Raw genomic sequence first — 18,735 nt, forward strand, 5'->3', positions numbered from 1 at the left:
ACGACGAAGGCGACCCCGGAGCGAGGTGTCCGATGCAGGTGACGGCGAGCCGACCCGCCCCGGTGGCGCTCGAGGCCATCCCGGCCGATCTAGCATCGGACGGCATGGACGGCGAGCGGGAGCCCGACCGCGCCGGCGAGCTCAACCCGCCCGCGGGCGCCTGGGACGACACGGTCGTCATCGTCCGGGTCTACAACGAGGCGCCGGTCGTCGGCGGGGTCATCAGCGAGCTGGTGGCCGCCGGCCTGTCGGTCATCGCCGTCGACGACGCCAGCACCGACGCCTCCGCCACCGAGATCGACAAGGCCGGAGCCTTCCGGGTCAGCCATCCGATCAACCTCGGCGCCGGCGGCGCGCTGCAGACCGGCTTCGAGGCCGCGCTGCTGCTCACCGACGCCCAGTACATCGCCTGCTTCGACGCCGACGGCCAGCACCAGGTCGACGACCTGCTCGGCATGATCCGGAAGATCCGCGAGGGTTACGACGTCGTCATGGGCTCGCGGTTCCTCGAGTCCGCCGGCGCCACGCAGATGAGCTGGCTGCGGCGGGTCATCCTGCGCACCGCCGCGAAGCTGCTCAACCGCGGCGGTGGCACGCGGCTGACCGACGCGCACAACGGGCTGCGGGTCGTCGCGCGGCACGTGGCCGCCGACGTCCGGCTCTCCTACGCCGGCATGGCCTACGCCTCGGAGCTGGAGCGCTACCTGACCCGGCCCGAGTACAAGATCATCGAACATCCGGTGCACATCCTGTACACGGAGTACTCGAAGGCCAAGGGCCAGCCGCTGCTGAACAGCATCAACATCCTCGCCGAGGTGGCCGCGCACCGGGTCACCCACTGGAGCCGCTCGTGATCATCCAGCTCCTGCTGGTGCCGGCCCTCGCGCTGGCCGTCGTCCTGTCGCTGCGCTCGCGCGTGTCGCTGCGCGGGCAGGCCCGGCGCAAGATCCTCGCCGCGGTGACCGTCGTGGCCGGCGTCCTGGCGGTGCTGTTCCCCGACACCCTGCAGGCGCTGGCCGACCTGACCGGCGTCACCCGCGGCACCGACCTGCTGCTCTACGTGCTCGCGCTGGTGATCATCTACCTGGTGGGCAGCACGAGCGCCCGCTTCCGCGAGCAGGAGGCGCGGCTGGTGCTGCTGGCCCGCCAGGTGGCCCTCTCCGAGGCGGCGCTGCGCCACGTCGAGGCGGTGCAGGCGCGGTCAGAGAAGGCGGCGGACGCCGCTCCAGTAGCCGCTCATCGCGCCGTTCAGCAGGCCGCCGCCGACCGGTAGGGGCAGCACGGTCTGGTCGAAGCGCGCCGTGAGCAGGTGCGCGATCTCCCGGTCGCGGCGGCGCCGGGCCCGCTGGACGGCGCGCCGGTGCCCGGCCAGCCAGCGGCGGTTGGCCACGAGCCACCGGTAGCCGCGCAGCTTGGCCGGCAGCCACCCGCCGGCCGCCGCCACCACCAGCATCGCCAGCTCGAAGGCCAGCAGCGTCGGCGCGAGCAGCAGCAGCGTGCGCCGCTCGTAGAGGCTCAGCACCATGGCCAGCCGGTTGCGCTCGAGCAGGTAGAACTTCGCGGGGTTCCGGCCGAACTCGTAGTGGTGCAGGACGACGGCGTCCGGCACGTAGACGACGTCCCAGCCCTGCTGCCAGCAGCGCATCGACAGGTCGGCGTCCTCGGCGTAGGCGAAGAACGGCTCGGTGAAGCCGCCCAGGGCGTCCCAGACCTCGCGGCGGACGACGAACGCCGCGCCGGTGGCGCTGGCGATCGGGCCCGGCGTGGCGTGCGCGCTCGCCGGCTCGCCGAGGTTGCCCGCCCACGACAGGCCGAGCACGTGCACCGGGTTGCCGGAGGTGTTGAGCAGGTCGGGGGTGTCGGCCAGGCGCAGGCTGGCCGAGGCCAGCCCCACCTCGGGGCGGGCGGCCGTGGCCACCAGCGCGGCGAGCGCGCCGGGCTCGACGAGCGCGTCGGAGTTGACGAAGGCCAGGTACTCGGTGGTCGCGGCTGCGGCGCCGAGGTTGCAGCCGCCGGTGAAGCCGGTGTTGGTACCGGGCTCGAGCAAGGAGACGCCGGGGCGGTCGCGCAGCGGGCCGAGGTCGGGGGAGGTGCAGCCGTTGTCGACGACGACGACCCGCGCGTCGACGCCGGTCGAGGCGAGCACCCGGTCGACGACCTCGTGGAGGTAGGGCTGCTCGCCGTAGGCCAGCACCACGGCGGTCACGTCCACGGGCTCTGCCTCCTGGTGGGGGTCTCGCCGGGCAGCGCGGTGAGCTCGGTGGAGCCCGGGGCGGTGGGGACCGGCGGGGTGGCGACGTCGGCCGGCGTCAGCGGGTGCCGCAGGCGGGCGCGCATGAGCAGCAGCAGCAGGGCGGTGGCGACGGCGCTGGCGGCCAGGAACGCGTAGCCGACGCGCAGCTCCAGCCGCAGCGGCGCGAGCAGCACGACCAGGAAAGTGAGCGCGCCGGCGGTCCAGCCGACGACCGAGGCGCGGTAGCCGCGCACGGAGATGAGCGCCTGGCCGACGGCGGAGGCGACCATGAACAGCCCGCTGGCGGCGGCGAGGGGCCACAGGTCGGCGCGGGTGGTGTCGAACTCACCGCCGTAGACGAGCCGGACGAGCGGCGGGCCGACGGCGACGATGACCAGGAGCCCGGCGGTGCCGAGGCCGGCGACTCCGAGTGTGACGATATTCAGCCGGTGCCGGAAGCCGGCCGTGTCACCGGCGGCGGCGAGGGCGGCCATGCCGGGCAGGAACGAGGCCTGGATCGCGGCGAAGAGGAACAGCGGCACGCGGGCGAGCACCAGGACGCTGATGAAGATGCCGGCCCGGGCCTGCTCGGAGGCGTCGGCGAGCACGTTGACCGCGACCGGCGCGGCGTTGACGACGAACTGGCCGGCGAGCGCGCCGACGGTGAGCCAGCCGACGGCGCCGCCGAGGTCGGCCCAGGTGGCGTGCGGGCCGGGCCTGACGGCCGGCCCGAGGCGGGCGGCGGTGACGGCGACGGCGAGCACCGGCGCGAGGCCGAGGAAGAGGCCGTAGGGGCCGGCGGTGGCGACGCCGATCGCGGCGAGGACGGCGGCGCTGCCGATGCGCAGCACGCCGTCGACGGCCAGCTGGGCGCCGTAGCGAGGGAACGCGCCGCTGCCGGCGAAGGCACCGCGGCTCAGGTGCTCGGCGCACAGGCCCGCGAGCCCGACGAACAGGGCGAGGACGAGGACGTCCTGACCGGCGAAGACGCTGGTGGCGAGCGGCTCGCGGACGACGAGCAGGACCAGCCCGGTGACCAGGACGGCGGCCACAGCGAGTCCGGTCGCACGGAGGAAGACCGGGCGGGCGCCCTGCCCGGAGGCGGCGCGGTGGGCGACCGAGCGGCCGACCTCCTGCTCCAGCGGCTGGAAGAGGGCCGGACCGAGCGCGTTGATCAGCACCCACAGCGTGCCCAGCGGGGCGAGCTCGGCGGGGCCGAGGGCGCGCCCGCAGACGGAGAGGAAGGCGAAGGAGGCCAGGCCCAGCACGCCGAGCCCCGCGGCGACCGGGCCGATGTGCCGGATCGCGGCGGGTAGTGCCCTGGCCAACCGGTTCCCCCTCCCGTGCGCCTCGCCGCCAGCCTATGGCGCGCTCGCCGGGCGTCTCGGCGCGGTCCGGGGACGCCGCAAGCGGGGGACGCCCGACGTGTCGGCAGCACCGGTAGGGGCGCCGAGTCGTGCTGCGGAGGGCGGCCAGAGGGCCCTGCTGGGCCGCCCGACACGCGACGCGGGATGCGGATGTGACGAGCGATGCCGGATGGTGCGCCGGCCGAAAAAGATGCCGTCGCTGGCTCGATGAGCCGCGTCGGGCTCGAAATCCGGGGTTCTGTCACTCCGTATATCAACGTTGCCCATGGAGTCGACCGCACTTTGGTGAGGAGTCCTAGCGCGGCGTGTTTCGACGCACGGCTTGTCGACATGTTGCGCCGGAGATGCGGGTCGACACGCACCATTTCCGCCGAGGCGACGTGCTTGCCCGGCGATCCGCCGCTGCTAACTTTCTGCACGTCGCCCATCACGGGGCGCGACTGATGGAGGATTCATGAGCAAGCGAGCACTTACGGTCGGCGTGCTGACCGCGGGGCTGTCGGCCGGCCTGGTCGCTGGCGCCATCTCCCCGGCCGCTGCCCAGGGCAACCCGGTGGGTGGCCAGGGCAACGTCTACTACCTGAGCGGTGCCGGCAGCGCCGGCGGCGTGGCGCAGAAGGTCATGGCCTTCGGCAACCCCGGCGACGAGGTCTACTTCGGCGACTGGGACGGCGACGGCGTCGACACGCCGATGGTCAACCGCAACGCGGTGTTCTTCGTTGCCGACCAGGACGGCAAGACCACCGACGTCTTCGCCTACGGCAACCCGGGCGACCCGGTGCTGATCGGTGACTGGAACGGTGACGGCGTCGACAGCATCGCTGTCCGTCGCGACAACCTCTTCCTGGTCAAGAACGACAACAAGAAGAGCGGCACGGCCGACAGCCAGTTCTACTTCGGCGACCCGGGCGACAGGGTTCTGGTCGGCGACTGGGACGGCAAGGGTGGCGACACCCTGATGGTGTACCGCGCCGACACCTCGTTCCACGTCGCGAACGACAACACGTCCGGCAAGACCGACTACACGTTCTTCTACGGCAACCCGGGCGACACCGTCCTCGCCGGCGACTGGGCCAACCCGGAGACGGGCGAGAGCGGCAACGGCGCCGACCAGATCGCGGTCCGCCGCGACGGGAACCACTACTTCCTGTCCAAGGAGCTCGGCAAGGACGTCGACCTCAGCAAGGCGATGCGTGACCTCCGCTACGGCGAGGCCACCGACACCGTCTTCGCCACCTCGCTCCCGACCGAGGTTCTGGACGAGAACGGCAAGGCGTACCCGAACAACCAGCGCCCGCAAACCTACGCCGCCGACGTCCCGGCCGTTCACAAGGCCGGCGACCCGATCCTGGTGTGGGACGCCGACGCCACTGACGGCTTCGCGCAGGCCAAGGACAGCATCACGCAGGCCGTGCTGACCTACAAGGGTGGCGAGCCCGTCACCCAGATGCCCGGTACCAAGCAGGTCTACCGCGGTGGTGAGGGCGTCGTGACGGCCGACGGCAAGGCCGTCAAGTACGTCGCCGTGGGTGGCACGACTGGTGACAACGCCGTGGACCTTTCCACCGCTGAGGGCTGGGCTGCCGACGGTGCAAGCACGACCAGCGGCACCATCGCGAAGTACAAGGCGGGGGAGCCGGTCCTCAACGCGGACGGCACTTTCGTCTGGGTGAAGGTCGGTGCTGACGGCGGCGGTGCGGGCGAACCGGTCGTGGGCAACTGGGCCATCCAGGTCTGGACCGCCAGCGCCACGCCGACGTCGTGGGAGAAGACCCTGCCCGCCGGTGACGCCAACAAGGTCGCCGTCAAGGCCGGTGACCAGGTGGTTCGTCGCGCTGGTGAGCAGGCTGTCCTGGTGAAGGGCTCCCCTGCTGTCTACGGTACTGCGGTCCTGGCCGGCACGAACGGCCAGAAGGCCGGCGACGCGGTCGTCACCCACGGTATGGGCGACGTCATGTTCAACCCCGATGGCACCGTTGCCCGCAACGCCGACGGCACCGTCCGTACGCACGCCGTCGCGGTGACCAGCACGACCGAGACGTACAAGGCCGGCGCCCCGATCCTCCACCGCAAGGGCGAGATCAAGACCGGTTACCTGTACGACGCCGACGGGGCTGACGACGCTCCCGGTGGCGGCGACGACCACACCTGGACGCCGACTTCGATCACCAACGACGAACTGGCCAACCTGTACCAGACCCGTCCCGCCACGGACGTGGCGCGGACGACCGAGAAGCTTGTCTCGGAGCTCGACGCGGACGCCGACATCGAGCCGGTGTGGTACGACGGCACCGAGCAGTACGTCACCACGGCCCAGTCGCCTCTGTCGAACTTCGCCGGTGGCGAGACGGCAGCGGGCAACAAGAAGGGTGACGTCGTCTTCGACAAGGACGGCAAGCCCGTGATGATCAACACCGTCATCAAGGGTGACGGCCTGGGTGTCCGCCGCAACTTCGGCTGACCCCAGGTGATCGGGCAGGTTCTCCGGAGCTGACCCTGACACCGCCCCACACGGCGGAACCCCCGTCCGGACCGAGAGGTCCGGGCGGGGGTTCCGCCGTTCTAGCTGCTGTCACGCGGAGCGCCGCGCCGAGGGGTCGGCGGGTCCCCGCCTTCCATCACCCGGCCACCTAAGGTCACCCCTCGGCCGGGCGGCAGCCGTCCCCGAAACCAGACAGAAGCACCATGCGCCCGTCGGAGGAGCGGCCAGCGCCGGCTGCTCGGTGACATCGGCGGCCAGGCCCGCGGGGGACAGATCAGTGATAGTCGGCGTCAAGACCATTGCGGCCTTCTTCGCCCTCGTCGTGCTGGCCGGCGGACAGATGCGGGCCGACACCTTTCCCGACGCCCGCGGGCTCTCGGTCGCCATCATCGGCGACTCCTACACATCAGCCGGCTGGGGCACGACCACCGGTCGCTCCTGGCAGCACTACACCGCACTGGAGCTCGGCTGGTCGCTGGACGTCGTCCGGGCGCATCCCGGGGGTGGCTACGTGAACTCCGGTGGAGGTGGCCCGTACGAGGCGGCCCTCGCTGCGAACCCGTTGCCGGCCACAGTTCAGCAGGTGATCGTGCAGGGCGGGTTCAACGACCTCGCCTCCGAGCCGGCGCAGGTCGGTGCGGCCGTCAGCCGCACCCTAGCTCTCATCCACGCTCAGGCCCCCGGCGCGACGGTCACGGTCGTCGGCACCTTCGATCCCGGCCCGGGCAACTTCAGCGACCGCTATCCGGGCATGCGAGCGCTCGGACCGGCCGTCCAGCAGGCCGTCGAGGCGGCCGGCGACCGGTACGTCGACGGCTTTGCGGTCCGCTTCGAGGTGGGACCCGACCGGGTGCACCCGACGCCGGCTGGGCACGCGCAGATCGGCCTCGCTGTCGCCCACGCCATCCGGCGCGCCGCTCCGCACACGGTCGGCCTGCGGGCCGGAGCGCTGAACTCCCGCCGGGCCGCCGTCATCGGCGTCTCGCGGGTCGGGGCCTTCGGCGTCCGGTGGTTCTACTTCGCCAGCACCGAGGGCGGGCGGATCGGACCGGTCACCCGGGTCGCCTTCGGTGATGCAGGCGACGTCCCGACACTGCTGCCGAACGCGGCGGGCGAGTGCATGCCCGCCGTCTACCGGCCCTCTGCAGGCACCGCGTACATCGCCTCGCAGCCGATCGACGGCGGCGGCCACGTCGAGGCCATCCCGTTCGGCGAACCTGGTGACAGGCTCGTGCAGAACGCGCCGCACGCCGGCCCGGGCGGCCGCTCGCTCTTCCTTCACCGACCCTCGTGGGGCATGTTCTTCGAGCGCGTTCCGGGCCCCGGCGGGCCGGACGTCGGCGCCCTGGCGTTCGGCGATCCCGGCGACCGCGGCGTCGTCTACTCGGTCGCCGGCGCGGGCAGCACGCTCGGCGTCCACCGGCCGGGCAACTCCACGTTCTACTTCGCCAACCCGAGCAGCGTCTCGGCTGCTCCCGCGACGTGGCTGTCGTTCGGGAACCCAGGCGACCAGGGTCTCGTCGGCGCCTGGGGCTGGTCGAACGTCGACGGCTCCGACAAGGTCGGCGTCTTCCGCTCCCGCGAGGCCCGCTGGTTCCTCGCCGACACGCCAACGCGCCTCACAGGTGGTCCAGCTGCGCCGATCACGTCGGTGACGTCCTTCCACTTCGGCGACCCCGGCGACACCGCGCTGGCTTGCGACCCCGAGTAGTCGCACTCGCTCTCCCGCCGTGATGCCGCCGCAGGGCGGCCGGTGCGCTCGGGGTTTACTCCGCCGAAGTCCAGTTCCCGTTCTCCCGCGGACGCATCATCGGGGCGTCGTCCGAGATGCTGAACGTGCCCTTGCCCTGCAACTGCGTGAAGGTGCCGTCCGCTTCCAGTCGGCGGCCGTTGAGAACGGTGCCGACGGCCACCAGTACGTCGGCGCCCTCCTTCACGCCGAGCCGGCCGTTCACGACCCCCCGGAGCCGCAATATGCCTCCGCGGGCGTGGACATCCCCGTTCACAATTGCGTTCACGTCGGCCTGCCCGTCGAGACGGACTTCCAGCGGGCCCTGGCAGGTGCCGCGCAGTTCGAGCCGCCCGGTCACCACGGCGCCGCCATGGATGGTGCCCTCGACCGACAGGGCGCCGCGCACATCGAGCGGTCCCTGCACGTCACCGGTCAACTTCTGCAGCATGTCCCGACCTCCCTTGTCCTGGCGGCTGAGGCTACGGCGGGTGAATCCGCGACCGGCGACCGCCTTCGTTGTGCCCGTCCGCCACGTCGTAGGCGCCAGGCGCAGTGGCATGAACGGGGCAGCTGCGCCCACACGCATGTCTCACCGGTGATACCATGCTCGTCCATGGGTGAGGCGACGGTGCGGGACCTGCGCAACCACGGCGGTCGGGTGCTCGACCGTGTCGCGGCCGGGGAGAGGGTGACGATCACGCGCGATGGCACACCGGTGGCGCGCCTGGAGCCGGTCGCGCGGGGCAGGCTGCGGGCGAGCGTCCTCGTCGAGCGCTTTCGCAACCTGCCGGCGCTCGACCCGCAGCACCTGCGGGCCGACATCGACGCAGTCGTGGACCAGGAGTTGTGAACACACATCCGGTCGGCGTTCTCGACACCAACGCGGTAGTTCTCCTGGGACAGTTGGATCCCTTGCTCCTACCCGACGAACCGGTCATCACGTCAGTGACGCTCGCGGAGTTGTCCGTGGGACCACTGGTGACGGACGATCCCGACGAGCGTGCGGCGCGGCAGGCGCGACTGCAGGAGGCCGAGGCAGCCTTCGATCCGCTGCCCTTCGACGCCGCGTCCGCACGGAGCTTCGGGCGCGTCGCGGCGGCGCTGCGACGGGCCGGTCGGCAGGTGCGACCTCGTGCGTTCGATGCACTCATCGCCGCGACGGCGGTGGCCCACGACCTGCCGGTGTACACCTGCAACCCGCGGGACTTCGAGGGCATCGACGCGCTGACCGTCGTCGCCGTCCCGCACCCCGACTCCGGCTGACGCGCGCCGGCGGCAGTCGCCGGTGTGGTGCGCGGTGCTGGCTAACCTGCTCGGCGTGAAGAACCTCGACGTCGCCGCCGTCGTCTCGGGCGGGGCCTCCGGGCTCGGAGCCGCCACGACCCGCGCGCTCGCGGAGGCCGGCGCGGCGGTGACCATCCTCGACCTGCAGGAGGACCGCGGCGCGGAGCTGGCCGCCGACCTCGGCGGGCACACCACGTTCGTCCGCACCGATGTCACCGACGAGGCCTCGGTCGCCGCGGCGATCGAGGAGGCCACCGGCAAGGACCGCCCGCTGCGCATCGCGGTCAACTGCGCCGGCATCGGCTGGGCCGAGCGCACCGTCAACCGCGACGGCTCGCCGCACGGCCTCGAGCCGTTCACCCGCACCGTCATGGTCAACCTCGTCGGCACCTTCAACGTCCTCCGCCTGGCCGCCGCCGCCATGGCCCGCACCGAGCCGGAGGAGGACGGCGAGCGCGGCGTCGTCGTCAACACCGCCTCCATCGCGGCCTACGACGGGCAGATCGGGCAGATCGCGTACTCGGCGTCCAAGGGCGGCATCGTCGGACTCACGCTGCCCGCCGCCCGCGACCTCTCCGGCGTCGGCATCCGCGTCTGCACCATCGCTCCCGGCCTGGTCGACACGCCGCTGCTCGCCGGCCTCCCCGAGGAGGCCCGCAGCAGCCTGGCCGCCGGCATCCCGTTCCCGCGCCGCCTCGGCCGCCCGGAGGACTTCGCCGAGCTGGCGCTCGACATCGTCCGCCACGGCTACCTCAACGGCGAGGTCATCCGCATGGACGGCGCACTCCGCATGGCGCCGCGCTGACCCGCCCCGCACCACCCCGTCCGCTCTCTTCCCCGGAGCGTCCCGTGAGCACCACCCCGCTGACCCGGGCCGCCGTCCCCCGGACCGCGCCCCGCCGGCCGCCACCTTCTCGCCCCTCCGTCTCCCGCGCTCGCGCCGCGGCCGGCCCCGTCCGCCCGGTCGACGCCTGCCCGCCCGACCACGTCTCGCTGGTGCGCCCGGACTGGCCGCTCGACCTGCGCCGCGCCCTGTCGCCGTGGTCGCGCGGCACCGGCGACCCGACGCTGTGCGAGGCGCCCGACGGCATCTGGCGCACGACGACGACCCCGGACGGTTCGGCGACCGTCCGGCTGCGGCCGGTCGCCGGCGAGGTGCACGTCGCCGCCTGGGGGCCGGGCGCCGGCTGGGCGGGAGGGGCCGTGCCCGGGTGGCTCGGCGTCCACGACCGGTCCGACGGCTTCCGGCCGGAGCACCACCCGCTGGTCGCCCGACTGCACCGCGCGGCGCCGTGGTTGCGGCTGGGCCGCTGCGGCCGCACCTGGGACGTGCTCGTCGCCGCCGTCCTGGAGCAGAAGGTGACCACGATCGAGGCGCACCGGGTCTGGCGGGCGCTGCTCCGGCTCGCCGGGGAGCCGCCCCCCGGGCCGGCTCCCGAGGGCATGCGCGTCGTCCCCTCGCCGCAGGCGGTGCTGGCGGTCACCGACTGGCAGTGGCACCGCTGCGGCCTGGACGGCGCCCGCCGCCGCGCGCTGCGCGCGGTGGCGTCCGTGGCCTCCCGGCTGGAGCCGGGCGACTGCGACTCGCCGGCGCTGCAGCGGAAGCTGCGCACCGTGCCCGGTATCGGGGTCTGGACGGCGGCCGAGGTCGTGCAGCGCACGCACGGCTGCCCCGACACCGTCAGCGTCGGCGACTACCACCTCAAGAACCTGGTCGGCTGGTCGCTGGCCGGCCGGAAGACCGACGACGACGGCATGCTCGAGCTGCTCGAACCCTGGCGCGGCCACCGGCAGCGGGTGGTGCGGCTGCTCATGTTCGGCGGGTCGATGCCGCCGCGGCGCGGCCCCCGCATGGCGCCGACCGACTACCGCTCCTTCTGAACCGAGCCGTGCCCGAACCCCTGGCGGCACCTCCGCGACCGAGCCAGGCTGTCGTGGGCCGCAACGGCGCGGCCGGAATCGGGGGAGCGCAGTGCGCACGGGGTGGAAGGCGGCCGTCTGCGCCGTCGCGATCGGTTCTGCGGTGGCTTCGACCGCGCCGGTGGGCGCGCACGGCCCGACCATCGGCGGCCACGGCAACCACTACTACTTGAACGACAAGTTCGGCGGCCGGGCGAACATGGAGCTGGTCTACGGCGATCCTCGCGACGTGGTGTACGTCGGCGACTGGGACGACAACGGCACCGACACCCTCATGGTCCGCCGTGGCAACACCTTCTACGCCCGCAACAGCCTGACGACGGGCAACGCGGAGGTCGTCTTCTCGTACGGCGACCCGCCCGACACCGTGCTCGTCGGTGACTGGGACGGCGACGGCAGGGACACGCTGACCGTCCGCCGCGGCAACCGCTACTTCGTGAAGAACAGCGTGACCTCGGGCGTCGCCGACGCGGAGTTCACGTACGGCAACCCGGACGACGAGGTGCTGGTCGGTGACTGGGACGGCGACGGCAGGGACACGCTGACCGTCCGTCGCGGCAGCACCTACTACGTCAAGAACAGCGTGACCACCGGCGTCGCCGACACGACGCTCGTCTACGGCAACCCCGGCGACATCGTGCTCACCGGCCGCTGGTCGAACACCCAGCCCGGTGACACCCTCGCCGTGCGCCGCGGCAACACCTACTACCTGCGCTACACGCTCACGCCCGGGGTCGCCGACGTCGTCGTCCCGTTCGGGGAGCCCACCGACACCGCCTTCTCCGGCGACTGGGGCGGTGACGGCCAGGACACCCTCGGCGTCCGGCGGCACGTCGGCGCCCCGCCGCCTCCCGCGCAACCCCTACCGCCGTCCGCCCCACCGGGTCCCGCCCCGAGTGCCGACGTCAACTGCGACGACTTCGCCACGCAGGCCGCGGCGCAGGCGTGGTTCGACTACTGGTTCCCGGCGATGGGCGACGTCGCCGGGCTCGACGGCGACGACGACGGGAAGGCCTGCGAGAGGCTGCCCTGACGCGTGGTGCTGCTGGTGTGACACGTCGGACCCTGGGTGGGTCCGTGACCGGACGGCGCCGTTTCGCGGTGCTTGGGTGCCCTGGGGCGACGCCGGGCGCCCAGGACGGAGTGTCGTCATGCGCACGCGCGTACGGGCCGCCACGACTGCCGCAGTCGTCGTCGGGCTCGCCCTCACAGGGGCCGGCTCGGCCCAGGCCCAGGGCACCACGGTCGGCGGCTCCGGGGCCGAGTACTACCTGAACGACACCTTCACCGGCCGGGCCAACATCGAGCTGACCTACGGCGAACCGTCGGACCAGGTGTACGTCGGTGACTGGGACGGCAACGGCACCGACACCCTCATGGTCCGCCGGGACAACACCTTCTACGCGCGCAACAGCGCCACTCCCGGTGCGGCCGACGTGACCTTCGCCTACGGCGATCCCGGTGACACCGTCCTGGTCGGCGACTGGGACGGCAACGGCTCCGACACCCTGGCCGTGCGCCGCGGCAGCACCTACCACGTCAAGAACACCGTCAGCACGGGCAGGGCCGACACGGTCTTCGTGTACGGCGACCCGGGCGACACCGTCCTGGTCGGGGACTGGGACGGGCGTGGCGGCGACACGCTCGTCGTCCGTCGCGGCTCCACGTACTTCGTGAAGAACGACCTGCTGACCGGCGTCGCGAGCAATGTCTTCGTCTACGGCGACCCCGGTGACACCGTGCTCGCCGGCCGCTGGACCACCAACCAGGCGGGCGACACCCTGGGCGTCCGCCGCGGGAACACCTACTTCCTGCGCAACTCGCTCACGCCGGGCGTCGCCGACACGACCTTCGCCTACGGCGAGCCGACCGACACCGCCTTCACGGGCGACTGGAACGGGGACGGCAAGGACACCCTCGGCGTTCGCCGAGGCCGGTCGGGCCCGACGCCGCCGCCCAACCCGGGTGACGACGTCGACTGCTCCGACTTCGTCACGCAGGCGCAGGCCCAGGCGTGGTTCATGCTCTATTACCCCTACTACGGCGACGTCGCCCGCCTGGACGCCAACGGCGACGGCCAGGCCTGCGAAGCGCTGCCCTGATCGCAGCACATCTCGTCCCGTTCGCCGGGTCGGCTGTCGGCCGACCCGGCGAACGCGTTCCTGGGGTCGGTCGGGTGACGACCAGCCTCGTGGACGGCGGGCGGACGACGTCAGGGCGCCCCACTTGTCACAGCCGTCCCGGATCGACGGTGATCGTCCGTGTCCTGACCGTGGGTGATGCCTCGGCTTCGTAACGTTCCGGCATCGATGGCCGCAGCGGCCGCTCGGGACCGTCCGGTGTCGAGCGGGTGCGCTCGATACCGGGAGTTCTCTTGTCACGCGCCAGGATCCGCACCGCCGTCTCGCTCGCCGGGACGGCGGGTCTGCTCGCCACCGGCCTGCTGAACGCCGCGGTCGCCGGAGCCACCGAGCCCTGCCCCGCGCCGACCACCGGGGTCACCGTCGCCTGCGTGCACGCCGGCACCGGGCAGCAGCACTCCTTCCTGGTGCCGGACGGCGTGACCAGCGTCGACGTCGCCGTCCTCGGCGGCGCACAGGGCGCGGAGACCGCGGAGCTCGGCCGCACCACCCTGTCGGTCGCAACCGGCGGGAGCGTGCTCGTCGACATCGGCGCCGCTGCGGACCTCGGCGCGGTCGCGCCGTCCACCGATCGAGTCGCCGCCGCCGACCCGGCGGTGCCGGGCGCGCCTGAGGAGGCGCAGCGGAGCACCCAGGCCGACGCCCCCGCGGCCGACGCCGCAGCCGGCGACCCCGCTGGGGAGATCCCGGCCGCCGGGCCGGACGGTGAGCCGGCCGTAAGCGGGGACACCTCTGCCGGTGCGGGGGCCGAGCCCGTGGAGCCGTGGCTGTTCCTCGCCCCTGGGGACGACACGGCGGCCCTTGTCCGGGTCGTCGAGCCGGCCCCCGCAGCGGACGTCACCGCCACTGACGCCACTGACGAGGGTGCCGCCGGTGAGTCCGCCGATCAGTCCCCCGTGGGCGCGGCGTCGGTGACCGACGTGCCCGCGGGAACGTCGACGGGCGACGACTCCGCGACCGGTGCCGAGACTGCGCCTGCCGACACCTCGGTCGTCGTTGCTGACCAGGCGGTCCCCGTCGACGTCGTGGAAGACGGGACCGCGCCGCCGGCCGCGGACGCACCGCCGGCCGGCCCCGCGCCGGCGGTCGAGGACGATGTCGAGCTGGTGTCGGTCGTGCTGACCTGGACGGTCCCGGCAGCCACCGACCCGGGGGCGCCTGCCGAGGGCGAGGCCCCCGCCCCAGCCGACGAGGAGGCACCGGCCGGCTCCGCGCCCGCCGAGCAGCCGGCGCCCGTCGAGGAGCCGGCGCCCGCCGAGGACGAGGCGTCGCCCGACGAGCTCCCCGTCGAGGAGACGCCCGTCGAGGAGGGCCCGTCCCACGAGGTCCCGGTCGAGGAGGTCCCCGCCGAGGAGATCGCGGCACTCGAGCAGGCCCTGGCCGAGTCGGTGCCGGTCGAGGAGTCCGTGCCGCTGGAGGAGATGCCGCCGCTCGACCTGGCGATCCCGGCGGCCGAGCCGATCGCGGTGCAGGTTCCGGCGAGCCAGGCGCTGGCGGGTGTCTTCGCGTCCGCCGGCCTGACCTCGGCGGACCTCGCGTCCGTCGACGTCGGCTCCGCGGGCCTCGCCGCTGTCGGATCGCAGCAGGTCGCCATCGTCGCGTCGGCCGGGGACCGTCCGGCGGTCGTCGGCACCGGCTTCGAGCCGGGGGAGTCCGTCGTCGTCACCCTGGATTCGACCGGCTCCGAGGTCGACGAGGTGACCGCCGACTCGACCGGCGGCGTGGAGGTGCCCGTCGCTTTCGCGGCGGAGGACGACGACAGCGTCGTCCTGCGGGGCCTGAGCAGCGGGCGCCTGGTGACCGTCGGCCTGGGCGCGGAGCTGACGGCGGCGGAGCAGCCGACCGGCCTGCTCTCCGGCCTCGGCGCCATCGCCCTGCCGCTGACCGGCACGGTCGTGCTCGCCGGCGGCGTCATCGTCACCGTGGTGGCCCGGCGCCGGAGCTGACCCGGGTCAGCGCGGGGAGCGCTCCCGCTCGTCGATCAGGCCGAGCAGGTAGTCGCCGTAACCGCTCTTGCCCAGCGGCTCGGCGGCGGCGCGCAATCCGTCGTCGTCCAGCCAGCCGTTGCGCCAGGCGACCTCCTCGATGCAGCCGATCTTGAGCCCCTGCCGCTCCTCGACCACCGACACGAACTCGGTCGCCTGCCGCAGCGAGGCGAACGTTCCGGTGTCAAGCCAGGCGGTGCCGCGGTCGAGCGCGGTGACCGTCAGCCGCCCCTGATGCAGGTAGTGCTCGTTGACCGCGGTGATCTCCAGCTCGCCGCGCGCGCTGGGCCGGATCCCCCGGGCGACGTCGACCACCTCGGCGTCGTAGAAGTACAGCCCCGGCACCGCGTAGGAGCTCTTCGGCTTGACCGGCTTCTCCTCGATCGACAGCACCCGGCCCTCGGCGTCGAACTCCACGACGCCGTAGTCCTCCGGGTTGGCCACGTGGTAGGCGAACACGTGCCCGCCGTCGGGCTCGGGCAGCCGCGCCAGGGCGGTGCCCAGCCCGGCGCCGTAGAAGATGTTGTCGCCCAGGATCAGCGCCGCCGCCGAGCCGTCGAGGAACTCCGCCCCGATGAGGAAGGCCTGCGCCAGGCCCTCCGGGTGCGGCTGCACCGCGTACTCCAGCCGCATGCCCAGCCGGCTGCCGTCACCGAGCAGCGAGCGGAAGGCCATCGAGTCGCCGGGCGTCGTGATCACCAGCACCTCGCGGACGCCGGCCATCATCAGCGTCGACAGCGGGTAGTAGACCATCGGCTTGTCGTAGACCGGCATGAGCTGCTTGCTCACGGCCTGCGTGATGGGGAACAACCGGCTCCCGGTGCCGCCGGCCAGGATGATGCCTCGCACCGCGTCACCGTACGTGTGGGGCGCGTGCGACCAGGAGTCCGGCATCACCCCGGCGGGTGCGTCGGACGGTCCCGGCGCTCGGCTACCGTCGTCGTCCATGCGCGTCTTGGTGACCGGCGGGGCCGGCTTCATCGGCTCCCACTACGTCCGGACGATGCTCTCCGGCGGTTACCCCGGCTACGAGGACGCCGAGGTCACGGTCTTCGACAAACTGACCTACGCCGGCAACCCGGCCAACCTCTTCCCGGTCGCGAGCAACCCGCGCTACTCCTTCGTGCGCGGCGACATCTGCGACCCGACCGAGCTCGACGCCGTCCTGCCCGGCCACGACGCGGTCGTCAACTTCGCCGCCGAGACGCACGTCGACCGCTCCATCACCGGCGCCTCCGACTTCGTGCTCACCAACGTGCTCGGCGCCCAGCAGGTCTTCGCCGCGGCGCTGCGCGCGGAGATCCCGCGGGTCGTGCACGTCTCCACCGACGAGGTCTACGGCTCCATCGACGAGGGCTCGTGGACCGAGGACGAGCCGCTGCTGCCCAACTCCCCGTACTCGGCGGCCAAGGCCGGCGGCGACCTGCTCGCCCGCGCCTACGCCAAAACCTACGGGCTGAACCTCTCGGTCACCCGCTGCAGCAACAACTACGGGCCTTACCACTTCCCCGAGAAGGTCATCCCGCTCTTCGTCACCAACCTGCTCGACGGCTTGCCCGTGCCCCTCTACGGCGAGGGCGCCAACGTGCGCGACTGGCTGTTCGTCGACGACCACTGCCGCGGCATCCAGCTGGTGCTCGAGAAGGGCGGCGCCGGCGAGATCTACAACATCGGCGGCGGCACCGAGCTGTCCAACCGCGAGCTCACCGAGCGGCTGCTCGCCGCCACCGGCCGCGACTGGAGCCTGGTCGACCACATCGTCGACCCGCGCGGCGGCGGCCACGACTTCCGCTACTCCGTCGACTTCTCCAAGATCGCCGGGCTCGGCTACGAACCACGGACGTCGTTCGACGAGGGCCTGGCGCTGACCGTGCAGTGGTACCGCGACAACCGCGCCTGGTGGGAGCCGCTCAAGGCCGCGGTCGCGCGGGGAACGGCCGCGGTCGCGCGGTGAACGGCCGCGGTCGCGCGGTGAACGGCCGCGGTCGCGCGGTGCGGGGTGCGCGCGTGCGGGGGTCGCGGTGAGCACCGCCTGGCTGGTCACCGGCGCCGGCGGGCAGCTCGGCGGCGACCTGCTGGCCGCCCTGGCCGGGCGGCCGGACGACGCCGTCACCGGGGTCACCCGGGCCGAGCTCGACCTCACCGACGAGGCGGCGGTCCGGACGGCGGTGCGCGACTGGCTGGCCGCCGCCCGCCGGTCCGGGCACGACCCGGTGCTGGTCAACGCCGCCGCCTACACCGCCGTCGACGCCGCCGAGACCGACGAGGACACGGCCGCGCTGGTCAACGGCGCGGCCCCGGGCTGGCTGGCCGAGGAGCTGGCCGGGCGCGGCCGCCTGGTGCACGTCTCGACCGACTACGTCTTCGACGGGACGGCGTCCCGCCCGTACGGCGTCGACGACGAGCCCGCCCCCCGCACCGCCTACGGGCGCACCAAGCTGGCGGGGGAGCGGGCGGTCGCCGCGGCCGGCGGGGACGCGGTCGTCGTCCGGACGGCGTGGGTGTACGCCACGCACGGCAGCAACTTCGTGCGCACGATGCTGCGGCTGGCCGCCGAGGGCCCGCCCGAGGTGCGCGTGGTCGACGACCAGACCGGCTCGCCCACGTGGTCGCGCGACCTCGCGCACGGTCTCGTCCGGGCCGCGCTCGCGCCGGCCCGCGGCCTGCTGCACGCCACCGGCACCGGGACGACGACCTGGTTCGGGCTCGCCCGGCTGGTGTTCGAGCTGGCCGGCGCCGACCCGCAGCGGGTCGTGCCGACGACCACCGCCGACTTCCCGCGCCCCGCGCCGCGCCCGGCCTGGTCGGTGCTCGACCCGGCGAGCTGGCTCGCCGCCGGCCTCGACCCGCTCCCCCCGTGGCCGGACTCCCTGCGCGCCTGCACCGCCGAGCTGCTGGCCCGGGCGCCGCGCTGACCCACCGGGGCGCCCCGCCGGTCGCGGTCGGGCGCCGCGCTGACCCACCGGGGCGCGCCGTCCGGTCAGACGCCGGTCTCCCGGCGCTGCGCGTAGCGGGCGGCGCACGTGACCATCGTCGGCAGCAGTCCGCGCTCCCGGGCCTCGCCCAGCGTCGGCGCGGCGGCGTCCTTGGCCGACAGCGTGATCTCGACGTCCCCGGGCCAGGGCAGCTCCAGCTCCGCGTCCAGCGGGTGCACGCCGAACTCCCGGCCCGGGTCGTAGCCGCTCGACACCAGGTACGTCACCGACGACCCGTCGGCCAGCGACAGGAAGGCGTGCCCGAGCCCCTCGGCGAGGTAGACGGCCTTCGGGTGCTCGCTGTCGAGCAGCGCGGCGTCGGAGACGCCGAACGTCGGCGAGCCGTCGCGCAGGTCGACGACGACGTCGAGCACCTTCCCGGCCGGGCAGTAGACGTACTTGGCCTGACCCGGCGGCACGAGCGCGAAGTGGACGCCGCGGAGCACGCCGCGCGCCGACACGCTGTGGTTGGCCTGCACCAGCGGCAGCGCCGAGCCGGTCGCCTCCGCCAGCACGTCGGCCCGGTACCACTCGGTGAACCGGCCGCGGTCGTCGCCGTGCGCGACCAGGTCGAGCACGTAGCTGTCGGGCACGGCGAGCTGGCGGATGTCCATCG

The 18,735-nt window shown here is 73.3% G+C and carries 18 protein-coding genes; 13 read left to right on the forward strand and 5 right to left on the reverse strand.

The features are described 5' to 3' along the window. The first annotated feature begins 38 nt into the window (after positions 1 to 38). Positions 39 to 854, forward strand: coding sequence for a glycosyltransferase family 2 protein (locus OF117_RS04310; protein ID WP_263551574.1), 816 nt, complete (start codon positions 39 to 41; stop codon positions 852 to 854). Further along, positions 851 to 1,273 (forward strand): DUF2304 domain-containing protein, encoded by a 423-nt coding sequence (locus OF117_RS04315; protein ID WP_263551575.1) that lies wholly within the window; start codon positions 851 to 853, stop codon positions 1,271 to 1,273. The genes OF117_RS04310 and OF117_RS04315 overlap by 4 nt, the downstream gene beginning before the upstream one ends. Here the strand turns inward: OF117_RS04315 and OF117_RS04320 are convergent. Together OF117_RS04320 and OF117_RS04325 are read right to left on the reverse strand one after the other, a co-directional pair. Continuing rightward, on the reverse strand, positions 1,202 to 2,212 hold the full coding sequence (locus tag OF117_RS04320) for a glycosyltransferase family 2 protein (RefSeq protein ID WP_263551576.1): 1,011 nt from the start codon (positions 2,210 to 2,212) through the stop codon (positions 1,202 to 1,204). The two genes, OF117_RS04315 and OF117_RS04320, sit on opposite strands and share 72 nt — an antisense overlap. Further along, entirely contained in the window at positions 2,203 to 3,561 is a 1,359-nt protein-coding gene (locus OF117_RS04325) for a lipopolysaccharide biosynthesis protein (RefSeq protein ID WP_263551577.1), read from the reverse strand. The genes OF117_RS04320 and OF117_RS04325 overlap by 10 nt, the downstream gene beginning before the upstream one ends. Before the next feature lie 493 nt (positions 3,562 to 4,054). Here OF117_RS04325 and OF117_RS04330 point away from each other — a divergent pair, with 493 nt between their 5' ends. Both OF117_RS04330 and OF117_RS04335 read left to right on the forward strand, forming a co-directional pair. Next, a complete protein-coding gene (locus tag OF117_RS04330) occupies positions 4,055 to 6,061 on the forward strand; it encodes a hypothetical protein (protein ID WP_263551578.1) in 2,007 nt (668 codons plus the stop codon). Positions 6,062 to 6,359: 298 nt separating this feature from the next. After that, on the forward strand, positions 6,360 to 7,793 hold the full coding sequence (locus OF117_RS04335; protein WP_263551579.1) for an SGNH/GDSL hydrolase family protein: 1,434 nt from the start codon (positions 6,360 to 6,362) through the stop codon (positions 7,791 to 7,793). A 55-nt stretch (positions 7,794 to 7,848) separates the two neighbouring features. Here the strand turns inward: OF117_RS04335 and OF117_RS04340 are convergent, their stop codons facing one another. After that, positions 7,849 to 8,262, reverse strand: a complete 414-nt coding sequence (locus OF117_RS04340; protein ID WP_263551580.1) for a hypothetical protein — start codon at positions 8,260 to 8,262, stop codon at positions 7,849 to 7,851. A gap of 165 nt (positions 8,263 to 8,427) precedes the next feature. Here OF117_RS04340 and OF117_RS04345 point away from each other — a divergent pair, with 165 nt between their 5' ends. From OF117_RS04345 to OF117_RS04375, 7 genes are all read left to right on the forward strand, one after another. Next, complete coding sequence (locus OF117_RS04345) at positions 8,428 to 8,664, forward strand: type II toxin-antitoxin system Phd/YefM family antitoxin (RefSeq protein ID WP_263551581.1); 237 nt, start codon at positions 8,428 to 8,430, stop codon at positions 8,662 to 8,664. Then, a complete protein-coding gene (locus OF117_RS04350) occupies positions 8,661 to 9,077 on the forward strand; it encodes a type II toxin-antitoxin system VapC family toxin (RefSeq protein ID WP_263551582.1) in 417 nt (138 codons plus the stop codon). Before OF117_RS04345 ends, OF117_RS04350 begins: the two co-directional genes overlap by 4 nt. A gap of 55 nt (positions 9,078 to 9,132) precedes the next feature. After that, entirely contained in the window at positions 9,133 to 9,903 is a 771-nt protein-coding gene (locus OF117_RS04355) for an SDR family NAD(P)-dependent oxidoreductase (protein WP_411969421.1), read from the forward strand. A 44-nt stretch (positions 9,904 to 9,947) separates the two neighbouring features. Then, entirely contained in the window at positions 9,948 to 10,979 is a 1,032-nt protein-coding gene (locus OF117_RS04360; RefSeq protein WP_263551584.1) for a DNA-3-methyladenine glycosylase family protein, read from the forward strand. Between the two features lie 142 nt (positions 10,980 to 11,121). After that, positions 11,122 to 12,051 (forward strand): hypothetical protein, encoded by a 930-nt coding sequence (locus tag OF117_RS04365; RefSeq protein WP_263551585.1) that lies wholly within the window; start codon positions 11,122 to 11,124, stop codon positions 12,049 to 12,051. Positions 12,052 to 12,169: 118 nt separating this feature from the next. Beyond that, positions 12,170 to 13,120 (forward strand): excalibur calcium-binding domain-containing protein, encoded by a 951-nt coding sequence (locus OF117_RS04370; protein WP_263551586.1) that lies wholly within the window; start codon positions 12,170 to 12,172, stop codon positions 13,118 to 13,120. 272 nt (positions 13,121 to 13,392) lie between these two features. Beyond that, on the forward strand, positions 13,393 to 15,105 hold the full coding sequence (locus tag OF117_RS04375; RefSeq protein WP_263551587.1) for a hypothetical protein: 1,713 nt from the start codon (positions 13,393 to 13,395) through the stop codon (positions 15,103 to 15,105). A gap of 6 nt (positions 15,106 to 15,111) precedes the next feature. On the opposite strand, the gene rfbA is transcribed toward OF117_RS04375, so the two are convergent. Then, a complete protein-coding gene (gene rfbA, locus OF117_RS04380) occupies positions 15,112 to 15,993 on the reverse strand; it encodes a glucose-1-phosphate thymidylyltransferase RfbA (RefSeq protein WP_263551588.1) in 882 nt (293 codons plus the stop codon). A 97-nt stretch (positions 15,994 to 16,090) separates the two neighbouring features. Here rfbA and rfbB point away from each other — a divergent pair, with 97 nt between their 5' ends. Together rfbB and rfbD are read left to right on the forward strand one after the other, a co-directional pair. Beyond that, the gene (rfbB, locus tag OF117_RS04385; protein WP_263551589.1) at positions 16,091 to 17,098 is read left to right on the forward strand and encodes a dTDP-glucose 4,6-dehydratase; all 1,008 of its coding nucleotides are present in this window, start codon (positions 16,091 to 16,093) and stop codon (positions 17,096 to 17,098) included. 67 nt (positions 17,099 to 17,165) lie between these two features. Then, complete coding sequence (gene rfbD / locus OF117_RS04390; RefSeq protein ID WP_263551590.1) at positions 17,166 to 18,059, forward strand: dTDP-4-dehydrorhamnose reductase; 894 nt, start codon at positions 17,166 to 17,168, stop codon at positions 18,057 to 18,059. A 65-nt stretch (positions 18,060 to 18,124) separates the two neighbouring features. On the opposite strand, the gene OF117_RS04395 is transcribed toward rfbD, so the two are convergent. Further along, a complete protein-coding gene (locus OF117_RS04395; protein ID WP_263551591.1) occupies positions 18,125 to 18,733 on the reverse strand; it encodes a dTDP-4-dehydrorhamnose 3,5-epimerase family protein in 609 nt (202 codons plus the stop codon). Positions 18,734 to 18,735 lie beyond the last annotated feature (2 nt).

Source organism: Geodermatophilus sp. YIM 151500, from assembly GCF_025716945.1.
Taxonomy (GTDB): domain Bacteria; phylum Actinomycetota; class Actinomycetes; order Mycobacteriales; family Geodermatophilaceae; genus YIM-151500.